Origin of the sequence: Ruania zhangjianzhongii, assembly GCF_008000995.1 — a bacterium.
GTDB lineage: Bacteria > Actinomycetota > Actinomycetes > Actinomycetales > Beutenbergiaceae > Ruania > Ruania zhangjianzhongii.
Genome location: NZ_CP042828.1, coordinates 4,982,149 through 5,000,877, shown reverse-complemented (window position 1 = coordinate 5,000,877; position 18,729 = coordinate 4,982,149). Strand labels below are relative to the sequence as shown.

22 protein-coding genes are annotated in these 18,729 nt (G+C 69.0%); 10 read left to right on the top strand and 12 right to left on the bottom strand.

The annotated features are described in order from the left end of the window. The first annotated feature begins 169 nt into the window (after positions 1-169). Positions 170-685 (top strand): putative immunity protein, encoded by a 516-nt coding sequence (locus FU260_RS23105; protein WP_147919192.1) that lies wholly within the window; start codon positions 170-172, stop codon positions 683-685. 111 nt (positions 686-796) lie between these two features. Here FU260_RS23105 and FU260_RS23100 read toward each other — a convergent pair whose 3' ends face one another. The 3 genes from FU260_RS23100 to FU260_RS23090 all read right to left on the bottom strand — a co-directional run bounded on the left by FU260_RS23100 (position 797) and on the right by FU260_RS23090 (position 2,933). Continuing rightward, complete coding sequence (locus FU260_RS23100; RefSeq protein ID WP_147919191.1) at positions 797-1,447, bottom strand: response regulator transcription factor; 651 nt, start codon at positions 1,445-1,447, stop codon at positions 797-799. Further along, entirely contained in the window at positions 1,444-2,589 is a 1,146-nt protein-coding gene (locus tag FU260_RS23095; RefSeq protein ID WP_147919190.1) for a sensor histidine kinase, read from the bottom strand. The genes FU260_RS23100 and FU260_RS23095 overlap by 4 nt, the downstream gene beginning before the upstream one ends. A gap of 80 nt (positions 2,590-2,669) precedes the next feature. Further along, positions 2,670-2,933: an SHOCT domain-containing protein gene (locus FU260_RS23090; RefSeq protein ID WP_147919189.1), complete on the bottom strand. Its 264-nt coding sequence runs from the start codon at positions 2,931-2,933 to the stop codon at positions 2,670-2,672. Positions 2,934-3,293: 360 nt separating this feature from the next. On the opposite strand from FU260_RS23090, the gene FU260_RS23085 reads away from it, so the two are divergent. After that, the gene (locus FU260_RS23085) at positions 3,294-3,743 is read left to right on the top strand and encodes a DoxX family protein (protein WP_147919188.1); all 450 of its coding nucleotides are present in this window, start codon (positions 3,294-3,296) and stop codon (positions 3,741-3,743) included. Further along, on the top strand, positions 3,740-4,288 hold the full coding sequence (locus FU260_RS23080) for a hypothetical protein (protein WP_235912122.1): 549 nt from the start codon (positions 3,740-3,742) through the stop codon (positions 4,286-4,288). The genes FU260_RS23085 and FU260_RS23080 overlap by 4 nt, the downstream gene beginning before the upstream one ends. 280 nt (positions 4,289-4,568) lie before the next feature. Here FU260_RS23080 and FU260_RS23075 read toward each other — a convergent pair whose 3' ends face one another. Beyond that, on the bottom strand, positions 4,569-5,540 hold the full coding sequence (locus tag FU260_RS23075; protein WP_210418160.1) for a phosphotransferase: 972 nt from the start codon (positions 5,538-5,540) through the stop codon (positions 4,569-4,571). A 173-nt stretch (positions 5,541-5,713) separates the two neighbouring features. Between FU260_RS23075 and FU260_RS23070 the strand changes: the two genes are divergently transcribed. Next, entirely contained in the window at positions 5,714-6,082 is a 369-nt protein-coding gene (locus FU260_RS23070) for a nuclear transport factor 2 family protein (protein WP_147919187.1), read from the top strand. A 102-nt stretch (positions 6,083-6,184) separates the two neighbouring features. Here FU260_RS23070 and FU260_RS23065 read toward each other — a convergent pair whose 3' ends face one another. Further along, positions 6,185-6,712 (bottom strand): GNAT family N-acetyltransferase, encoded by a 528-nt coding sequence (locus FU260_RS23065; RefSeq protein WP_147919186.1) that lies wholly within the window; start codon positions 6,710-6,712, stop codon positions 6,185-6,187. Between the two features lie 46 nt (positions 6,713-6,758). Between FU260_RS23065 and FU260_RS23060 the strand changes: the two genes are divergently transcribed. The 3 genes from FU260_RS23060 (at position 6,759) to FU260_RS23050 (ending at position 10,006) form a co-directional block, all read left to right on the top strand. Beyond that, positions 6,759-7,112 carry a VOC family protein gene (locus FU260_RS23060; RefSeq protein WP_147919185.1) on the top strand — a complete coding sequence of 118 codons (354 nt, stop codon included), beginning with the start codon at positions 6,759-6,761 and terminating at the stop codon, positions 7,110-7,112. A gap of 9 nt (positions 7,113-7,121) precedes the next feature. Next, complete coding sequence (locus tag FU260_RS23055) at positions 7,122-7,913, top strand: methyltransferase domain-containing protein (RefSeq protein ID WP_147919184.1); 792 nt, start codon at positions 7,122-7,124, stop codon at positions 7,911-7,913. Positions 7,914-8,068: 155 nt separating this feature from the next. Continuing rightward, positions 8,069-10,006 carry a metallophosphoesterase family protein gene (locus FU260_RS23050; RefSeq protein WP_147919183.1) on the top strand — a complete coding sequence of 646 codons (1,938 nt, stop codon included), beginning with the start codon at positions 8,069-8,071 and terminating at the stop codon, positions 10,004-10,006. A 138-nt stretch (positions 10,007-10,144) separates the two neighbouring features. Here FU260_RS23050 and FU260_RS23045 read toward each other — a convergent pair whose 3' ends face one another. Both FU260_RS23045 and FU260_RS23040 read right to left on the bottom strand, forming a co-directional pair. Then, entirely contained in the window at positions 10,145-10,567 is a 423-nt protein-coding gene (locus tag FU260_RS23045; RefSeq protein WP_147919182.1) for a DUF2255 family protein, read from the bottom strand. A 61-nt stretch (positions 10,568-10,628) separates the two neighbouring features. After that, a complete protein-coding gene (locus FU260_RS23040; RefSeq protein WP_147919181.1) occupies positions 10,629-11,000 on the bottom strand; it encodes a VOC family protein in 372 nt (123 codons plus the stop codon). A gap of 102 nt (positions 11,001-11,102) precedes the next feature. Between FU260_RS23040 and FU260_RS23035 the strand changes: the two genes are divergently transcribed. From FU260_RS23035 to FU260_RS24675, 3 genes are all read left to right on the top strand, one after another. Then, a complete protein-coding gene (locus tag FU260_RS23035; protein WP_147919180.1) occupies positions 11,103-11,654 on the top strand; it encodes a GNAT family N-acetyltransferase in 552 nt (183 codons plus the stop codon). Positions 11,655-11,774: 120 nt separating this feature from the next. Next, positions 11,775-13,148, top strand: a complete 1,374-nt coding sequence (locus FU260_RS23925; protein ID WP_147919179.1) for an alpha/beta hydrolase — start codon at positions 11,775-11,777, stop codon at positions 13,146-13,148. Next, positions 13,042-13,410: a dihydrofolate reductase family protein gene (locus tag FU260_RS24675; protein WP_413038321.1), complete on the top strand. Its 369-nt coding sequence runs from the start codon at positions 13,042-13,044 to the stop codon at positions 13,408-13,410. Before FU260_RS23925 ends, FU260_RS24675 begins: the two co-directional genes overlap by 107 nt. 71 nt (positions 13,411-13,481) lie before the next feature. Here the strand turns inward: FU260_RS24675 and FU260_RS23020 are convergent, their stop codons facing one another. The 5 genes from FU260_RS23020 to FU260_RS23000 form a co-directional block, all read right to left on the bottom strand. After that, positions 13,482-15,071: an HNH endonuclease signature motif containing protein gene (locus tag FU260_RS23020; protein ID WP_147919177.1), complete on the bottom strand. Its 1,590-nt coding sequence runs from the start codon at positions 15,069-15,071 to the stop codon at positions 13,482-13,484. Positions 15,072-15,428: 357 nt separating this feature from the next. After that, positions 15,429-15,695 carry a YdeI/OmpD-associated family protein gene (locus FU260_RS23015; protein ID WP_147919176.1) on the bottom strand — a complete coding sequence of 89 codons (267 nt, stop codon included), beginning with the start codon at positions 15,693-15,695 and terminating at the stop codon, positions 15,429-15,431. Between the two features lie 111 nt (positions 15,696-15,806). Then, entirely contained in the window at positions 15,807-16,850 is a 1,044-nt protein-coding gene (locus FU260_RS23010) for an SDR family oxidoreductase (protein ID WP_147919175.1), read from the bottom strand. Between the two features lie 260 nt (positions 16,851-17,110). Next, complete coding sequence (locus FU260_RS23005) at positions 17,111-18,049, bottom strand: hypothetical protein (RefSeq protein WP_147919174.1); 939 nt, start codon at positions 18,047-18,049, stop codon at positions 17,111-17,113. After that, positions 18,046-18,714: a hypothetical protein gene (locus FU260_RS23000; RefSeq protein WP_147919173.1), complete on the bottom strand. Its 669-nt coding sequence runs from the start codon at positions 18,712-18,714 to the stop codon at positions 18,046-18,048. The genes FU260_RS23005 and FU260_RS23000 overlap by 4 nt, the downstream gene beginning before the upstream one ends. Positions 18,715-18,729 lie beyond the last annotated feature (15 nt).

The window sequence follows — 18,729 nt, the reverse complement described above, 5'->3', positions numbered from 1 at the left end:
TGACCGCTGCGCGGGTACTCGCTCGGGCATGTCTCCAGCGTGCCCACCGGGTATCTGATCGGTAAGGGCAGTCCGCTCGTGCGAACGGGCACTCCCAGTGGCCCGTTGGGGAAGCGGTCCGCGGCGTCCTAGTGCGCCAGGCCCGCTACTGTCGCGTGGTGACCTCATCGTGATCCTGTCCAAGACTCGCGACCCGCGCCTGGTGACGATCCGCCGCGGCGGGACCCTCACGAACGCCGATCACCACCTGCTCGCGCTCTGGGCGGCCACCTGCGCCGAGCACGTCCTGCCGCTGTTCGAGTCCGAGCGCCCGCACGACCGGCGGCCCCGGGAAGCGATCGCCCGCGCCCGCGCGTGGACCCGCGGCGAGGTGCGGATGATGGAGGCCCGCGCAGCGGGTGGTCACGCGATGGGTGCCGCCCGAGACCTGAGCGGCGCTGCGCGCCATGCCGCCTACGCCGCCGGCCAGGCCGGTGCGGTCGCGCATGTCGCCGCCCACGATCTTGGTGCCGCGGCCTATGCGATCAAGGCCGCTCGCGCTGCTGCGGCTCGGGGCGAGGAGGAGGCCGCGGGACGGCTCGAGTGCCAGTGGCAGCGGGACCAGCTACCGGACGAGGTCTGCGCACTCGTCCTCGACGACCAGCGGCTGCGGAACGAGCTCTGCTGGTCGGTGTTCGACTGCTGAAGCCTGCGGCCAACCCCGCCGTGGGGGTGCCCGTGCCGAACGCCGATGGCGCTCGGCCAGTCGGGACCACGCCAGCCCGGACCACGCCAGCCCGGACCACGCCAGCCCGGACTACGCCAGCCCGGACTGAAAGGCGAACACCACCAGCTGGGCCCGGTCCCGGGCACCGAGCTTGATCATCGCGCGGCTGACGTGCGTGCGGGCGGTCGCCGGGCTGAGCACCAGACGTTCCGCGATCTCCTGATTGTTCAGTCCCTGCGCCACCAACGAGACGATCTCCCGCTCCCGGCCGGTGAGTGCGTCCAGCTGCGGGTGCGGAGTGAGGTCCCGCGGCGCCACCTGGGTGAACTCCTGGATCAACGTCCGGGTGACGGACGGGGAGAGGAGAGCTCCACCGTCGGCGACCGTACGAACCGCCTCCAGCAGACCGGCGGGCGGGGTGTTCTTCAGCAGGAAGCCGCTCGCGCCGGCCCGCAGCGCCTCGAACACGTACTGGTCCCGTTCGAAGGTGGTGAGCACGATGATCCGGGTCTCGGCCAGCGCTGGGTCCGCGACGATCCTGCGGGTTGCCTCCAGACCATCGATCCCGGGCATCCGGATGTCCATCAGCACGACCGTCGGCCGATGGGCGGCGGCCTGCTGCACTGCAGCGATCCCGTCGGCGGCTTCGCCGACCACGGTGAGGTCTTCCTCGTACTCGAACAGGGTGCGCAGGCCCATCCGGACCAGGTCCTGATCGTCGACCAGCAGTACCGAGATCACGCCTCCTCCTCAGGAGTGCGGGGAATTCGGGCGAAGACAGTGAATGTACCGGCCTCCGGGTCCGGGCCGGCACGGAATCGGCCGCCCACCTGAGTGACGCGGCGGCGCATCCCGGAGATACCGATGCCTTCAGCGTCGGCGGCGGATAAGGCTTGGTTGGTCACGCTCACGGTGACCGCATCCCGGGAATGCTCGATCCGGACGATCGCCCGCGGATGTGGTGAGTGCCTGACCACGTTGGTGAGGGCTTCCTGCAGCACCCGGTAGGCGGCGACGTCGGCAGCCGAGCGCAGACCTCGCTCGTTGCCGGCGGTCTCGAGCGAGACGTCCACACCGGCCTGTTGCACCCGGTCGAGCAGGTCATCGAGCCGCGCGAGCCCCGGCGTGGGTGCATGCGACGTCTGGTCAGAGTCCGGATGGACGGCGGCGAGCACGACCCGGAGCTCGTCGAGAGCTTCGCCGCTGGCCCGGCTGATGTTCGCGAGTGCCTCCCGGGCCTGCTCCGGGCGGTTCTCTTGGACGTGCAGCGCGATGTCGGCCTGCATCTGGATCGCAGCAAGACCATGGCCGACGACGTCATGCACCTCTTGGGAGAGTCGCAGGCGCTCGGCATCGACCAACCGCTGGTCGGCCGCCTCCCGTTCGCGCACTGCCGCACCGTCCACCGCGCGTCGAGCCGCTCCGATCGAGAACGGGATCGCGATCCAGGCGGTCGCCGGCACGAGCCCGGTGATGCCGGTCGAGCCGTCGGTGAGCAGGTGGAGCGACAGCAGCACCAGTGCGGCCGCGGCCCAGCCACCGGCAGGGCCCAGCGGCAACCGCCTGGCCATGGCGTACACGGTGACCAGCACGAACACGAAGATCGGTCCGTACGGGTAGCCGAGCACGAGGTAGAGTGAGGTCGCGGAGACGACCACGAGCATCGCGACTAGTGGCCACCGCCGGCGCACGGCAGTGGCCGCCCCGGCAACGATGACCAGGGCCACCGCACCGGCGTCGATCGTGGTGTCCGCTCTCGGGCCGAAATGCAGCACCGGCAGGGTGAGGAGGGCCAGGACGGTCCACGCCGCTACCAGGACGGCGTCCAGCACCGGACCGAACATCGGCCGGTCCGGCCGGCGCCGGCTGCCCCGACTCTTCACGGGTACCGCACCCCCTCCGCGGGTCTGAGTGCTATGTCAGCCAACGTAGACCCCGTGGCCTGGCACTGGTCGCGATCACCTCACCGCTGGCGCAGGACCTGCAGGCGGGCCGCGTAGTCTGCGGCCTCGATCTTCCCGCGGGCGAACCGCTCCGCGAGCACGGCCTCACCGGCGCGCAGGCCGGCGCGGTGCTCGTGCCGGCGCCGGCTCAGCACCACGGTCAGCACGATGCCGGCGAGGAGCAGGAACCACAGCAGCGGGATCAGGAAGAACGGGAACGGCGGGCCGCCGGCCATATCGTGCCAGGGGCCATCGGCGGTCATCATGGCCATCGTCTCGAGCATGGTGGTCTCCTTCGGGAGTGCTTCGGTCAGTGCGTCACCAGGATGCGGCGCTGCCCGCCGGCACGAGTCCGACCAGGAGCGACACTCGCGGTACGTCCGGTGACGTAGGCCGGGGCGGCCTGGTACGTCGCCGGGAGGCGTACCTGTCGGTCGACGGCGTAGCCCAGGTGTCGATCGGGGGCTGATCCCGCCGAGGATCGATCCGGGAATCGTGGTCTGCCACGGGTTGCCCACCCGGGGCGACCTGTTCGGAAGGAACACACGATGAGTACTGACGTCATGACGTCCGGGCCGGGCAGCAGCCGCCCTCCGGTGTCTCCACAGGGAAGGCTGCCGTCTCCTCGGGGAAGGCTGCTGTCGATGCAGCACACGCTGGTGAACGCCCTGGCGCGGTACAGCATCGCGGCACTGCGGATCAGTCTCGGTCTCGTCATCGTCGGGTTCGGCGCTTTGAAGTACTTCCCTGGTGCCTCACCCGCTGCAGAGCTGGCGGCGCGGACCGTCGAGGTGCTCAGCTTCGGGCTCGTCAGCGGCACCACCGCCGTGGTGGCCACAGCGGTGGTCGAGACCGTCGTCGGTCTGACCCTGCTCACCGGCGTCGGCCTACGCATCGGCCTCGTGGCGATGGCCGGCTGGCTGGTCGGCATCCTGTCCCCGGTGGTGCTCTTCGCCGCCGACCTGTTCCCGGGCGGTCTGCCCACGCTCACCGCGCAGTACGTGCTCAAGGACCTCATCCTCGTTGCCGCTGCCGCCGTGGTTGCCGCCTGGGCGCTCGGAGCCCGCTACGTCGTCAAGGAGGACGACCGGTGAGCGAAGCCGCAGCCGCCCACACCTCGCGCCGGCAGGTCGCGCACTCCTCGGCGCCCTTCCTGGGGCCGAAGCTGCGCAAGACCGTGCTGGTGGTGCATGTGCTGGCCGGGGGCACCTGGATCGGCGTCGATGTGATCGTCGCCGTCCTGGTGCTCGTCGGCCGGTTCAGCAACAGTCCGGGCACTGCCGGGTTGGCCTACCATGCGCTCGGCACGTTCGCTCTGATCCCGATGCTGACCTCCGGGCTGACGTGCCTGGGCACGGGCCTGCTGCTGGGCTGGGGGACCCGGTGGGGTCTGGTCCGGTATCGCTGGGTGCTGGTCAAGCTCGTCATCACCGTGGTCCTCTGCGTGCTGATCGTGGCGGCACTGGCGCCGGGTATGCCGGAGGTGGTCGCTCACGGGGAGGCACTCGCGGCCGGTGCGGGTAGCACCGCGGACATGAGCAATCTGTTCTTCCCGCCGGCGGTCTCGCTGGTCTCGCTGTCCTTCGCTACCGTGCTGGCGGTGTTCAAGCCGTGGGGCAAGGTTCGCCGGCGCGGCTGAGGCGCTGCGTTCCCGGGTGCATCTGGCGGCCCCTCTGCACCCCAGCCCGGCTCACATTCGGTCCCGGCCGTGCGTCTACCTGCTATGGGTCGAACAGAAGAAGTCATCGCTGGGACGCGTCCGGCTCGGGCCTACCGATGGTGGCGGAGTCTCCGGTACGGAGCAGGTCATCGCCGAGCCGGTCGACGCCCGGGTCCTTCCCCGAGGGTCGACCCATGGCAGTCCAGCGTGCTGATGCTGAACCGATGAGGCGCTGCCCGGCGGCCGGGCCCCCGGACGTTCAGTGCTGCGAGGACCGCAGCGGCGGATCATGCTCAGCATCGAGGATCGCTGCCAGCGTGTGCTGCGCCGTCCGGGACATCACGGGGTTGGTCTCTTCGTAGTACCAGAGGCAGGGGAGGGCTTGGATGAATGCCCAGGCCTTGCCGCGTTCCCAGGTGACATCGTCCACCGCGAGCTGCGTGCGGAAGAGCTCGCGGCCGGGCCGGTCCAGGCAGTTCCACGCCGGTTGCAGGTCCATCGCCGGGTCCGCGACCGCCAGCGTGCCGACATCGAGGACGCCGGACAACGCCCAGCCCCGGCGTCCGTCCGGTGTCCCGTCGGTGTCATCTTCTCCCGGTGCCGTCGCCCGAGGTGCCACGAGCAGGTTGCCCGGCATCAGATCGTTGTGCGCCCAGGTGTCGGCTCGGGTGCGAGGGAGAACACGCAGTCGCTGCCACAGCGGGGCGAGGGTATCGACGTCCACCAGATGTCGGCTGCGCGCCAGGGACTCGGTGACCGAACGATCATGGCTCGCGATCTCGCCACCGCGACCTTCGCCGTCGAAAATCTTGCCGTTCGTGGGCATCGCCCAGACCGCCTGGACGAACGCGGCTAGGCCGCCCGCGATGCCCCGCCAGCCGGTCACCGCCACGGTGTCCGCTGTGCTGCCGGGCAGCCACTGGTAGATCTGCCAGGGCATCGGATAGTCGGGTCCTGGCTGCCCGACGGCGACCGGCACCGGAGTCGGTACCGGCGAGACGTCCAGCAGGCGGCGGGCCGCCTGCGCCTCCTGCTGGACGAGGTCGGCGGCATCCTCGCTGGGCTGCAGGCGGAGTCGAACCACCAGCTCCTCGCCCAGCCGGAACAGTGCGTTGACGGTGCCTGCGGACGGGACCGCCCGCACGGGCAGGTCGGCGAACTGGGGGAACTGCTCCTCGACGAGGTGCGCGACGATGTCGGCAGTGAGGGGGAGCTGGTCGGCGTGCATCATCGCCACGGAGTGTGCCGGTGGTGAGGCGTTCCGGTCGACGTATTTTCCGTTGCCTCGCGGCACCGATGGCGGTCATAGTCAGAGGTGCCCAGGGCGCTGGTGCGCGGGTCGCCATGCCGACGCGGATGGCAGGCGGCTAGGGCAGGCAATGACGACTGACCACAGGGAGCATCATGGCGAGCAGGAACCGAGACACCGTCGAGCGCTACTTGGACGGATTCCGTCGCACCGACCACGCACAGATCCTCAGCTGCTTGACCGACGACATCACCTGGACGGTTTTCGGCGCTTTCCAGCTCAGCGGCAAGGAGGCCTATGACGCCGCCATCGAGGGTCCCGGTTTCGCCGGCAACCCCGAGCTCGAGGTCGTGCGGATGGTTGAGGAGGGGGACACGATCATGGCTGAGCTGCACGGGCGCGTGCCGCAGCAGGACGGATCGGTGCAACGGCTCTCGATGGCGGAAGTCTTCGTCCTGCGCGGCGGGCTGATCGCGGAGCGCCGAGCGTGGGTGCTGCCGTTGCACCAGGACGAGGTGCGCTGACTGCTCGGCGCCGGCAGGCGTCGCGATCGCCGGTCGATGGCCGGAGCCCGCGTCTGACCGCCATCGCGCGTGCTGCTGCCGGCCATTGCGCCGGCGTCGCGATCAGTTGCCGTAGGCGCGGTTGATCAGCTGGAACAGGTCGTGAGTGCGCCATCGCCCCTGGATGAACAGGTACTCCGGCGCCGTCCCGAAATGACTGAAGCCGAGGTTCTTCAGCACCTTCTGGGAGCCCGCGTTCTCCGGAAGCACCGAGGCCTGCAACCGATGCAGGCGCAGGTCGGTGAACGCGTAGTCCACCAGATGGCGCAGTGCGGCGGTGGCGATGCCGCGCCCGGTGCTGGCTTCGTCGACCAGGTAGCCGACGTTGCCGGACTGCAGCACACCCCGGACGATCGAGTTCAGATTGATCCGTCCGACCAGCTGGCTGTCCTCCTCGATGAGGAACATAGCACCCGTGCCCGCCGCGCGATTGACTTGGTCCTGGTAGATGGCCCGGGCCTGGAACGCCGGGAGATAGTACTCGTCGGGGAGCTCCGGCTCGCCGGTGCTGAAATACGCACGGTTGCGGGTGACCAGAGCGCTGAGGTCCTCGGCATCGGACTCCTGAGCGGGGCGGATCGTCACGGTCATGGGGACAGTCTGGCGTAGTGTGCCGCCCACAGAGGGAGGACGATCAATGGAGCTTGACCTGTTCGCCGGTATCGCCGTGCGGGACCTGGCGCGCGCCACCGCGTGGTACGACCACTTCTTCGACGGCGCGGAGGCCTTCGACCCGAACGACACCGAGCGGGTCTGGACCCTTGCCGAGAACCGGCACGTGTACGTCGAGGTGGCCCCCGACCATGCCGGCCACTCAATGGTGACATTGTTCGTGGCGGATCTGGACGTCTTCACCGCGGCGGCGGCCGGGCACGGGATCCACCCCGAGCAGCGGGAGAGCTACGAGAACGGGGTGCGTAAGGCGATCTACCGCGATCCGGACGGGAACGAGATCGGCGTGGGCGGTGCACCGGTCCAGGCGGAGGGGTGAGGCGGGTCGATGGCAGCTGAGGATCTGCTGCCCCGCCTGCACCGCGCGTACACGCAGGCCGAGATGCGCGGCTGGGACTTCTCGATGCTCGATGGTCGGCTGCAGGCCGAGGATCCGCCGTGGGACTTCGAGGGGGACTGTCTCGCCGCGCTGCGCCGCGCCGGCCGGGCAGGGCGCTCCGGCGGGCCCGGGCGGGCTGCTGACCTAGGGACCGGCGGCGGCGAACGGGTGCTCCGCCTCCTGGCCGACCTGCCTGCCGGCGAGCGGCCGGAGCTGACTGCCACCGAGGGCTGGGCGCCGAATCTGCCGGTCGCGGCCGAGAACCTCGCGACCGTCGGGGTTCCGGTCGTGGCCTACGACGCCGAGCAAGGTGACCGGCTGCCGTTCTCCAGCGCCAGCCTGGACCTGATCATGTGTCGCCACGAGGCGGTCGACTTCACTGAGGTGGCCAGGGTGCTCGCTCCCGGCGGAGTGTTCCTGGACCAGCAGGTCGATGGTCGTGACGCGCAGGAACTGCGTGACTGGTTCGGCGGCGAGCCGCAGTACCCGCACGTGCGCGTCGACGTCGATCGGCAGGCGGCCATCGATGCCGGCCTGGTCGTGGACGTGGCCGAGGAGTGGTCCGGGGTGATGGAGTTCGCCGACGTCGAGGCTCTGGTGACGTACTTGGGCCTGGTGCCCTGGGATGTGGCGGACTTCCGCGTGGACGACCACGCCGATCAGCTCCACCACCTCGCCGCCCGGGTGCCGATCCGGGTGACGCAGCGCCGCTTCCGGCTGTCCGCGCACCAGCCGGCGTGACGGACGCGCCATCGGCGCGCACAGATGACGGCGGTTGCATCACGCTGCTAGGTTGCCAGGGCGACGGCGGTCCATCGTCGCGGGAAGACGCGCCGGACCCGGTCCGAGGTGCTCGGACGGAGCCTGGTTCCGTGGGCGGAGAAACGGGAGTAACCATGAAGACGTGGGCACGTATCGTGGCGGTGGCAGGACTCGCTGTGCTGCCACTCGCAGCGAGTACCGCAATGGCTGCGCCGGGTGGGGGCGGGGCGCCGGACCCGACGGACGGATTTCGGGTCCTGCCCTATCTGCAGAGCCCGGGCAGCGACTCGATGACGCTGAACTGGATCTCCGAACTCGATGAGCCCGGCACGCTCACGGTAACCGGCCCCGGCCTGCGGGGGCGTACCGAGGTGATCTCGGATCCGGAGTACCTGGACCTGATGCAGTACAGCGATGCCGAGCTCGCTCAGGAGATTCCCGGCCTGGAGCAGGGCTCCTGGTTGCGCTCGAACGACAACTACCGGCACACGGTCACCCTCGACGGTCTGAAGGCGGACCACACCTACCGGTACTCGGTGGAACAGAGCGGAGAGACGTTCGAAGGGACGTTCAGTACCGCACCCACTGCCGAGCGGTGGCGGCACCTGCGCCTGGTGGCGTTCTCCGACTCCGAGACCGAGCCTTATGGCGCAGTGGAGCAGCGGGAGTGGGAGCTGCACCCGGACGGCTACACCGCCGACTCCGTGGCCCGGCCCGGCGAGGGTTCGCTCTGGGACCAGACCCACGGCTCCACCATCCGCAATGACGAGTTCACCCTCCGCTATCCCCTGGACCAGCAGAGCGCGCTGATCGAGAACCTCGGGGTGATCGAGGAGGCGGACCCGGACCTGATGCTGGTGACCGGAGATCTCGTCCAGGGCTCGGGCTACCAGCCGGCCTGGGACGAGTTCTGGCGGCACTTCGCCGGTGAGTACGGCCGCGTAGCCACGCATACGCCACTGGTGACCGCGATCGGCAACTGGGAGACGTTTGCCGCGATGAACGGCGGGTACGGCACACCGGAAGATCGCAGTCCCGCCGTCATCGCCCGGAATCGTTACCACGACTACTTCAGCACACCGGGAGATCCGAGCAACCCACAGTTCCGCAACTCCTACTACCGGCTCGACTACGGTCCGCTCACGGTGATCACCCTCGACTCGACGAACGGGCTGCCGGACGAGAACACCGAGGAGGGCATCCTCTCCGGCGAGCCGTTCTCCGGGGACGACACGAATCTCACTCCTGACCGGCTCAGTACGGACACCCAGGGCAGCTTCACCGCCGAGGAGTATGGCTCGGCCTATGCGGAGCTCTTCGACGCCTCGCCGGCCGATACCGACCTCCCGAACATGAATCCCGGCACCGAGCAGTGGGAGTGGGCACAGCGCGAGCTCGCCGATGCGCGTGAGCAGGGCCAGATCGTGCTGGTGCAGTTCCACCACGCCGCCTATTCCTCCGGTGTGCACGGCACCCCGCCGAACCACGAGGAGTTCGCCGACAACCAGTCCGGTGTGGCGATGCGCGCGTACACGCCGATGCTGGAGGAGTACGGGGTAGCGGCGGTGATCTCCGGCCATGACGAGATGTTCGAACGCTCCTGGGTGGACGAGAACGGTGACGGCGTGGGCTTCCACGTCTACGACGTCGGCGTGGCCGCAGACGGTCTGCGTGGTGAGCAGCTGACCAGGGATGAGGGCGGCGAGCTGGTGCCGGTGGACTTCAACAGCCGCTCGCAGTGGTCGGCTTCGGCCGATGAGCCCGAGACTTGGCGGCTGGACGAGAACGGCATCCCGCAGCTCGTCGACGGCGGTCTGCACTACGGACATCTGCAGATGGACCTGCAGAACACCCGCCACGGCGCGGAGCTGACCTTGAGTCCGGTGTACGCCTTCCCGGTCCTGGACGAGAACTATCAGTTCGTGCGGACCGAACGGCGCGTGTATGACGACGTGGTTCAGGTCCAGCTCGGCCGGGACGGCGTGCCGGTGAATCCGGACGAGGACTGCCGGCCCGGACACGGGCATGGGCACGGGTCAGACCGTGGGCACAGGCCCGGTCGGGGCTGTTAGGCGCCGCGTCACGGTCCAGGCGGGGCGCGGCCGCAGGTCCGACGCCAGACCTCAGGTCGCCACCCGCGGTACCGAGGCGAAGAGCGACAGCTTGAGCCGTGCACGCGATCACCTAAGGGCGCCGGCCCACCGAGTGATTCAGGTCGCGGCCGGTGCCTCGACCTTCAGGGTGCATTCTCGAGCCTGCGGGCTGAGCATGGCATCGACGGAGGCCTGCCGCGCGCCGGCGTACTTGCGGACGATCTCCTCGTCGATCCGGCTCTGCACGGGGTCGTCTGCCGGGACGTAGGTTGTCGCCACCGGATCGCGCGGTAGCGCCAACGCTGCTTCCCGGTCCCGTTCGGCCAGCGAGCCGTCACCGTCGACGAAGGCCACCGGCCGCCCCGCGTTGATGTGCCGGTACCACCAGGAGTCCTCCCCGAACGCGGAGCGCACGTAGGGGACGCCGTCGACCACCATTGACCAGATCGGCGTCGCGATCGTCTGCCCAGCGGCTCGCGTCGTCACGATCGCCACCACCTGGGTCTCATCCAGCGTTTTCACCACATTGTCGAATGCCATAGTCGTGCAAGGCGCGATGGCCCCGAAGGTATTCCCGCCCAGCCAGGTCGCAGCTAGCGGATCAGCCGACCTCGTCGATCAGCGACAGGCAGAACGGGTGCCCGGCCGGATCGGCGAGGACGAGGCAGTGGGCGGCGTTGGGCTGGTGCTCGAACCTCCGGGCACCGGCGCGCTCGGCCCGCGCGCCGGCCTCCTCGAGGTTGTCGACGAAGAAGTCGATATGCACCAGCGCAGATTCCTCGGGCCAGTCGGGCCGGCGGTAGCCGGCCACGCCCATGAACTCCAGCCGACCTCCCTCGCAGGAGACGCTCGCCCACTCGTCATGGTAGGCGAACGTGACGGTTCCACCGGTGAGGTCTGCGTAAAACGCGGCGAGCGCCGCCGGATCGGGGCAGGCCAACGTCGTCGAACTGTAGCCAATAGCGTCAGACATGCCGATCAATCTAGCGGTGCGTAGTAGTGAGGAGGGTGGGCGTGGCAGGTCCACCCACGAGGCGCGGTCGACGGCCGCAGAGAGCTGGGGCAGAATCGGTCCATGGTCGAGGTCCCCCCGCCGACGCCGCGGATCGTCTTCCGCCGCCTCCGGCCTGGCGACGCCGACCTGCTCGATACGCTTGACCGCGACGAAGGCGTGATGCAGTTCCTCGACTGGGAACCACCCAGCCGGGCCGGGCAGCGCGCGATTGTGACGGAGCGTCTGCGCCAAGACGAGCGGTGGCCAGGACACGGATGCTTCGCTGCAGAGTCGCCGGCGGGTGAGTTCCTCGGCTGGTTCGCCCTGACGGCGCGCGATCGGCCGCAGGTGCCTGACCTCGGCTACCGCCTGCATCGCCGGTTCTGGGGCCAGGGGCTCGCTACCGAGGGTTCCCGGGCGCTGATCGACTACGCCTTCGGCAGTATCGGTGCGGATGCGGTGGAGGCAGACACGATGGCGGTGAACCAGGCCTCGCGCCGGGTGATGACCAACTGCGGGCTTAGCTACGTGCGGACGTTCGAGGTCGACTTCGACGACCCGCTGCCCGGTACCGAGCACGGCGACGTGCTCTACCGGATCACCCGCCCGGAGTGGCTCGCCCGCGCCCACTGACGCCGGGTGCAGGACCCCCTACTAAGGATGGTGCCGCGCTCGACGCAGGGCTGACGTGCGCGGCGTGACTGGTTCGCCAGTCTGGGCTGGTCCGATACCGAACTGCCCGAGGAGTCGACCGTGACCGGTGCCTTGACCACAGTCTTGATCGTGGGATTGCACGCGCTGCTGGCGATCCGCCCGCCGCGCCCGCGGCACAGCACCCCGTTCAACCTGCAGTTCGCGTTCGGCTGGTGGATCAACGAGATTCCGGTCCTCGGGCTGTACTGGCTCCTCTCCGGCACGACGGCGGTGCTCCAGCTGCGTACGCAGTCTCTGGTGTGGTGGGTGGTCGTCGTGATCGCCCTGCTCGATCTGGCCGTGCTGGCGCAGCTCGGGCTGCGGATGCGGTTCGCCCGGCCAGTGCTGTCCGCGGCGCTGGACGACGCCTTTGGCCCGGATGCTGCCCCTCGTCACTCCCGTCCGGTGTGGTGGCGTGTGCTCCTGGTCCCCTTCATCTCCTGGCGCCCAGATGTGCGCCGGATCGTTGACCGCAAGTACGGCACTCAGCGCGGGCAGCGGCTCGACCTGTACGTCTCCCGCCGGTCCCGGAGGCGCGGCTGGTCTCGGCACCCTGGCCGGGCCCCGCAGCCGCGCCTCGATGCGCCAGTGCTGCTCTACCTACACCCCGGTGGCTTCCGAATCGGCAGCAAGGCCCTCGGTGCCAAGCCCATGCTCTACCGGCTCGCCGCACAGGGGTGGGTGGTCGCCAGCGCGAACTACCGGCTGCGCTCTGACTACGCCGACCAGCTCGCCGATACCCGCGCCGCGCTGGCCTGGCTGCGCGAGCACGCTGGCGTCCACGGCGGGGACCCGGAGAAGCTGTTCCTGGCCGGCGGCTCCGCAGGAGCGCACCTCGCGGCCACAGCTGCGCTCGCCGGCGAGGAGGTCGCCGGTGTGATCGGGCTGTACGGGTACTACGGCAGCGTCGGTCCCGGACCGGGTCCGCGGTCGCCGCTGGAGTGTCTCACCCCGGACGCACCGCCGTTCCTGATCGTGCACGGTGGGGTGGACACGCTGGTGCTACCCGAGGACGCTCGTGCTTTCGCCGAGAACCTACGCTCGGTGTCCGGGCAGCCGGTTGCCTACGCGGAGGTTCCGGGAATGCACCACAACTTCGACTTCTTCCACACGCCACGGTTCAGTGTCGTGATCGATACCGTGGAGCGTTTTGCCGCACGGGTACTCGCGCGGCGCGCGGCACCGGGCGCAGACAGCCCGAACGAGTCGCCGCCGGGTCACGCCTACGTGGAAGAACAAGTACTGGAGCTGCACACCTTCGTGATGCATGGGCCAGACGGCACCGACTACAGGGATGGGCAAGCGAATGTTTGCCGCGGGCGAGCAGATGTGGCCGGAAGACCCGCCGTTCCATACGCCGGTATTCGTCGTGACTCACGAGGAGCGGGAGAGTTGGGAGCGCCTGGGCGGGACCGTGTTCCATTTCGTAACTGACGGCATCGAGTCCGCTCTCGCTCGCGCCCGTGAGAGTACCGGCGCACAAGATGTCCGCATTGCCGGTGGCGGAGCGACGCTTGTGCAGTATCTCAATGCAGGCTTGATCGACGAGTTCCATATCGCGCTCTCGCCCGTGCTGTTCGGCTCAGGGGCCCGATTGTTCGAGGGTGTGGAAACCGACCGCGTGGCTCTCGAACTGGTCCATGCAGAGACTTTGCCGCGGGCGACGCATCTCAGGTACACCGTGCATCAGCGGTAGCGGAGGGTGGCTGCGTGTCCTCTCCGGCACGCGTCCATCGACTGACTCAGCCACCTGCGTGGACATCTCAGCTAGCCGGTGTCCGGCCAGCCGTGGTGTTTGGTTGGTGGATCCAGGTTGGTGTTGATGATGGTGCCGTCGGTGCGGGTGAAGATCCATACTCCGGCGGTGCGGGTCATGGTGATGGTGCGGGCGTCGACCACGGTGTGGTGGTGATAGCAGAGCAGGGCTCCGTTGGTGGTGTTGGTGGGTCCGCCGTTGGCCCAGTGGATGCGGGCGTGGTGGGATTCGCAGATTGCTGGTGGTGCGGTGCAGCCGGGCCAGGTGCAGCCTTGGTCGCGTGCGATGAGCGCGCGTCGTTGTGCTGGTGTGAACAGTCGGCGGGTGCGGCCGAGGTTGATGACTTCGCCTTCGGGGGAGAACAGGACGCGGTAGAGGTCTCCGCAGGTGGCGAGTCGGCGTAGTAGTGCTGGTGGGACGGGGCCGGTGCCGTCGTCGAAAGTTGGTGGCTGGTTGTTGAGTTGGGTGGCCCAGTCGATGCCGATCAGGTTGTGTAGCGGGATGGTGTCCCAGCGGCTGCTGCCGGGGGCGGGAGTGGAGCAGGGGGTTTGTTCTGTCGGCGCGGTGGTGCCTTCGCGTGCTTCGCGCAGGAGTCGGTCGAGGTCGGTGGGGTTGATCAGGACGCCGAGGTGGGGTCGGACGGAGGCGTGGGTTCCGGCTAGGCCTTGGTCGAGGACGAGGTGGGCGAGGTCGGCGAGGGCTTGTGCGCGGCGCTGATCGGCGGTGCGCTGATCGTCGGGCGCGGGTGGGGTGATCACGGCGTCCATGGCGGCGCGCACCAGCCGGCCGTTCTCCTCGGTGAGGAAGCCGGACAGGTGCCACCCGTCCAGGGTGCGGACCAGCTCGACGTACTCGCGTTCCTTGGCCTGGCGGTAACCGCGCTCATCGGCCTCGGGATCGGCGACCTGGGCGAAGTGCTTACCGAGTCGGCGGATCTGGTCCACCCGCATGTCCTGGGCCTGCGCGAGGAGAAAGTCCTCCACCGTCTGAGCAGTGTTGTCGGTGGCTGCCTCGTCGCAGTTCGTCGCCTCCCCCTGCACGTCGCCGGCAGCGGTCTCGTCGAGATCCGATTCACCTGCCCCCGGACTCTCCGCGGTCGTGGCATCCGTGGTGATGGGTTCGGCGAGGGCTGCGATGCGGGTTGGTGAGGTCAGGGCGGTGGTTGCCAGGGCGTCGACCTGGTCCGGCCCGATCTGCCCTGCCCGGAGCGCGGCGCCGAAGCGGGGGATGTCATCGCGTAGTTGGCGGGCCAGGCGCACACTGCGGCGCGCGTTGGCGTAGGAGATGCCATGGGTGTGGGCCACGTGCGAGGCATAGGTGCGGGGGTGGAACGCGGTGGTGGCCCACCGCCCGTCTGCTTCTTCCACGGTCAGCCATTGGTAGCGCTTGCCGGTCAACCGGGTGCACAGGCGGTGCACTCGCACGCTCGCCACGCCGAGCTCGGGCCCGGTGTGCAGGTCACGCTCATCCTGGAGATCGCCAGCGGCGATCGCGCTGCCCAGGGCTTCCAGGGCCGCGAGACGAGTGGGCAGATCGGCCTCGAGGAGCTCGCCCAGGGGTGTGCCATGCAGGACGTCGGCACTGATCGTCGAGTCGCTCACCGTTGCTCACCTCCCGTCGATCTTGTGACCTGTGCTCGTACATCCATTCTACGAGAAAGTTGGTGTTGTGTGGGGTGGACACGCGTGCGTGTTGAATCTGTGGACCGTCCACGACTTATCCACAAAATCGCGGTGATATCCCCCTTTCATCCGCAGAATGTCGGTGCAGCATGGTATGCGCCCATCCACCCGCAAACGTTCGTTTGGGGTGAGGAATGCGATGTATTCGCATGGGTGAGAGATGGCGGAATCGTCTGAGTTGAATAATTAGCCGATGCCGATGCCGATGCCGATGCCGATGCCGATGCCGATGCCGATGCCGATGCCGATGCGCGCCGAGCAGTCGCGGTCGCCTACCTAATGCCCACTGCGTTCGCGGTGGGTGCAGCCGGGCCAGCAGCACGGGCGGCGCTGTCCCTCCTCGAGCTCTTCCTGGGTGCGCCGGATCCGACGCTCGCGAGTGCCGGTCTGTTTGGCGTCGTCGACCCAGCAGATGAACTCGTTGCGCGCCAACGGTGTGATGTCCTGCCAGGCGGCCAATGCCACGGCGTTCCCGCTGAGCGCATCGTGCAGGTCGGCGGGCAGCTCGTGCACCACGCCGCCGGGAACGCTGCCTCTGCTCACCGACGTCACGCTACCGAACCGCTCAGTACGCAGCCATCCAGCGGCGTCGTCCCACTGGCGCCAGTCGGCGCGAGCCCGCCGCGTTCGCTACGTCCGCCGCGCTCGCCACCCTCAGCGCGTCCGCAACCCACCCCCACCCGGCGCAGTCCCGCTCCCCCTGCCACGAATCGCCGCCGCCACCGCCCCGCCGGCCACGGCGAGCACCCCAGCGAGCACCAAGTCGCGGCGCATGGACAACCACAGCCACGGGTCGCGCCGGTGGGCCTGCCGAGGAAACGGCCCGTCCGGGCCGCGGTCGACGTCGGCGTCCTGGGCCTCGAACAGGTTCGATCCCCAGGCCGGCAGCTCCGGGTCGGTCTGTTGGGCGGCGATACCGGTGCGGCCGAGGTAGAGGTCGGCCAGCTTCGGCACCAGCCGGTCGCCGAGGATCGTGTACGCGGTGGACAGGCCCACCCACATGTTCCGCCGCGGATGCTCGGCGATATGCACGATCCCGCGTGCGGCCACCTCGGGGGAGAAGATCGGCGGCACCGGCATCGGGTGGCCGGGCATCTTGTTCAGATTCCAGTTGAACTGAGGTGTGTTCAGCCCAGGCAGCTGGATCGTGCACAGCTTCACGTTGCTGTTCTCACTGGCGAGCTCGGTGATCACCGAGCGGGTGTAGCCGATCACGGCGTGCTTGGCGCCGCAGTAGGCCGCCTGCAATGGGATGGACCGGTACGCCAGTGCCGACCCGACGTTGACGATCACGCCGCGGTCCCTCGGCCGCATATGTGCCAGCGCGGCCTGGGTGCCGTGGGCCTGCCCGAGGTAGGTGACCTCGGTGATCCGTCGCAGCTCCGCATCGGTGGTGTCCCAGGAGTAGGCGAGCGAGCCGACGAAGGCCACGTTCACCCACACGTCGATCACCCCGAGCTCCCCGGCCACCTTCGCCGCGGCGCGGTGCACTGCGGCCGCGTCGGCGACGTCGGTCGGGATACCCAAACCTCGGCGGCCACGCTCGCGTACCGCGGCCACCGCTGCGTCCAACCCGGCTTTCCCGCGGGCCAGAATCGCGACGTCATAGCCTGCGTCGGCGAATGCGTGCACCGCTGCCCGGCCCACCCCTGCCGTACCGCCGGTCACCACGGCCACCTTGTCCGTCCCTGGCACCATCGGTCCTCATTTCCGATGGTGCGTGGCCACGGTGTGGTCGCCTGGCACCATCTGGTCGCTATCGCCGACGGCGCAACTCACCTGGGCCTGGCCGTCCGCCGTTGCGTTGTACTCGTCGAGGCGATGTGAGGTTCTGCGGTTGGTCAGGCTGCACCGTGAATCTGCCCTTCCGCGAGCGGTTCCTGCAGCCTAACTCCGGCTCCAGCCGGGCGCAGGCCGGGTGCTGCGGCCCTCCACCGGGTGACGGAGGTCCACACCGTTCACCGTGAAGGGCCGAGCACGTCGGTCAACGCATCGATGGTGAGGTTCCGGTAGCTGGTGCCGTCGCTGGTGCGGGAGTGCCGGTCGAAGTAATCCCCGTTGCCCATATGCCGCATCGGCCCGATCCGGCGCCGGGTGATCCGTCCCTCCCGGTCGGCGCGGTTCCATGCGGACAACGGGGAGAGCCACCACCTGCTCGGGAACACCGCGGCGCCGAGAAGCTGCAGCCGGTCGCGACCACCGTAGAAGTGCCACAGGTGCTCCACCCGGTTCAGCGCAGGATCGCCGCTGAGCACCCCGCCGATGGAGACCACTGAGGTCGGGATGTCCAGCGAGCCCAGGTACCAGCTCGCACCGAGGGCGATCTGCCCACCGCCGCTGTAGCCGATCACGGCCACCGGCGGCCGCGTACGCCAGTCATAGCCGTGCCGGGACAGGGAGCGGGTGATCTCCTGAGCGACCGCAAGGTTGAACGTCGGTCCGTACCGCGGGTCGGCGGAGACCAGCACTCGCAAGGCATTGCGAAGGTTGATCAGATTCGAGGCCCAGGACGCTACCGGCACTCGCTGCCAACGGTGCAGCCGGCCCCAGAACCAGGTGGTGGCCCGCTGAGTCAGCCCACGGTTGTCCACCGCGTAGGGAAACACATCAGCGGCGACCACGGCGCCGGGCAGCCGCTCCTCCAGCCCGTCCAGCACGGCCCGCTCCCGGCGGGAGCCGCTCAGCCCGTCGACAGTGCCGATTCCGGAGAGGTACACCACGAAAAGGCGAGCCTGGCTCGCCACGGGGGCTACGCCGTCGTCATCGGAATCATGGGCGAGCGAGGCGATCGTGGGCGTATCCGGGCGCTGGGTCCACCAACGCAGCGACTCCATCGGGGCCAGGAAGGCGAGCAGGAGGAGGAGCGCCAGCACCACGATCAGGACGAGTTCGATCATGCTGTGTGCTCCCGCTGCTCCCGCTGCTCCAGCGGCACGAACGGAGCGCCGGCGAGAATGTCCTGGGTGGTGATGAACGTGGCGTGTCCTGTGGCCAGTGACCATGCCCGGGAGGAGACGACCGCCAGCGGTTTCGCGAGCAGGTGAGAGAGCAGCTGGCTGACTACCCACGCCGCGAGGGCGATCGCCGCCGCCGGGAGCCGGCCGATACCGAGCACGTGCACCAGCAGGGCGGCCAGACTCACCAGCGTCCAGACTTCGAGCAGCCGCCCGATCATCAGCCCGAAGTGCGGGATGAACACCAGCACACCCAGCAGATGCGGTGCCATCGCCAGCAGATAGACCACGGCGAGCAGTTCGCCGTCGACTGCGCCGCGGGTGACCGCGAGAGCGAGCAGGCCGATCACCACGCCGGTGAGCGCCCGCAGCACTGCCAGGTAGAGCCCGCCGAGAGCCATCCCGGCCGCCATCCGCAGCCCAGTGACCCGGTTGATTGCGAACACCACGGTGTGCCCGAGCATCGTGGCCAGACCGGCGAGTATCGCCACTCCCGCCGCGACCGGGACCATCGCGCGCGGCCCGATCTCGAGGGCTGACGGCACGCGGAGCGCCAGGACGTCGCCGGCGGCGCCGACCACCTCTACGAACCATTCCAGTGCGCCCATCGACATCTATCATCC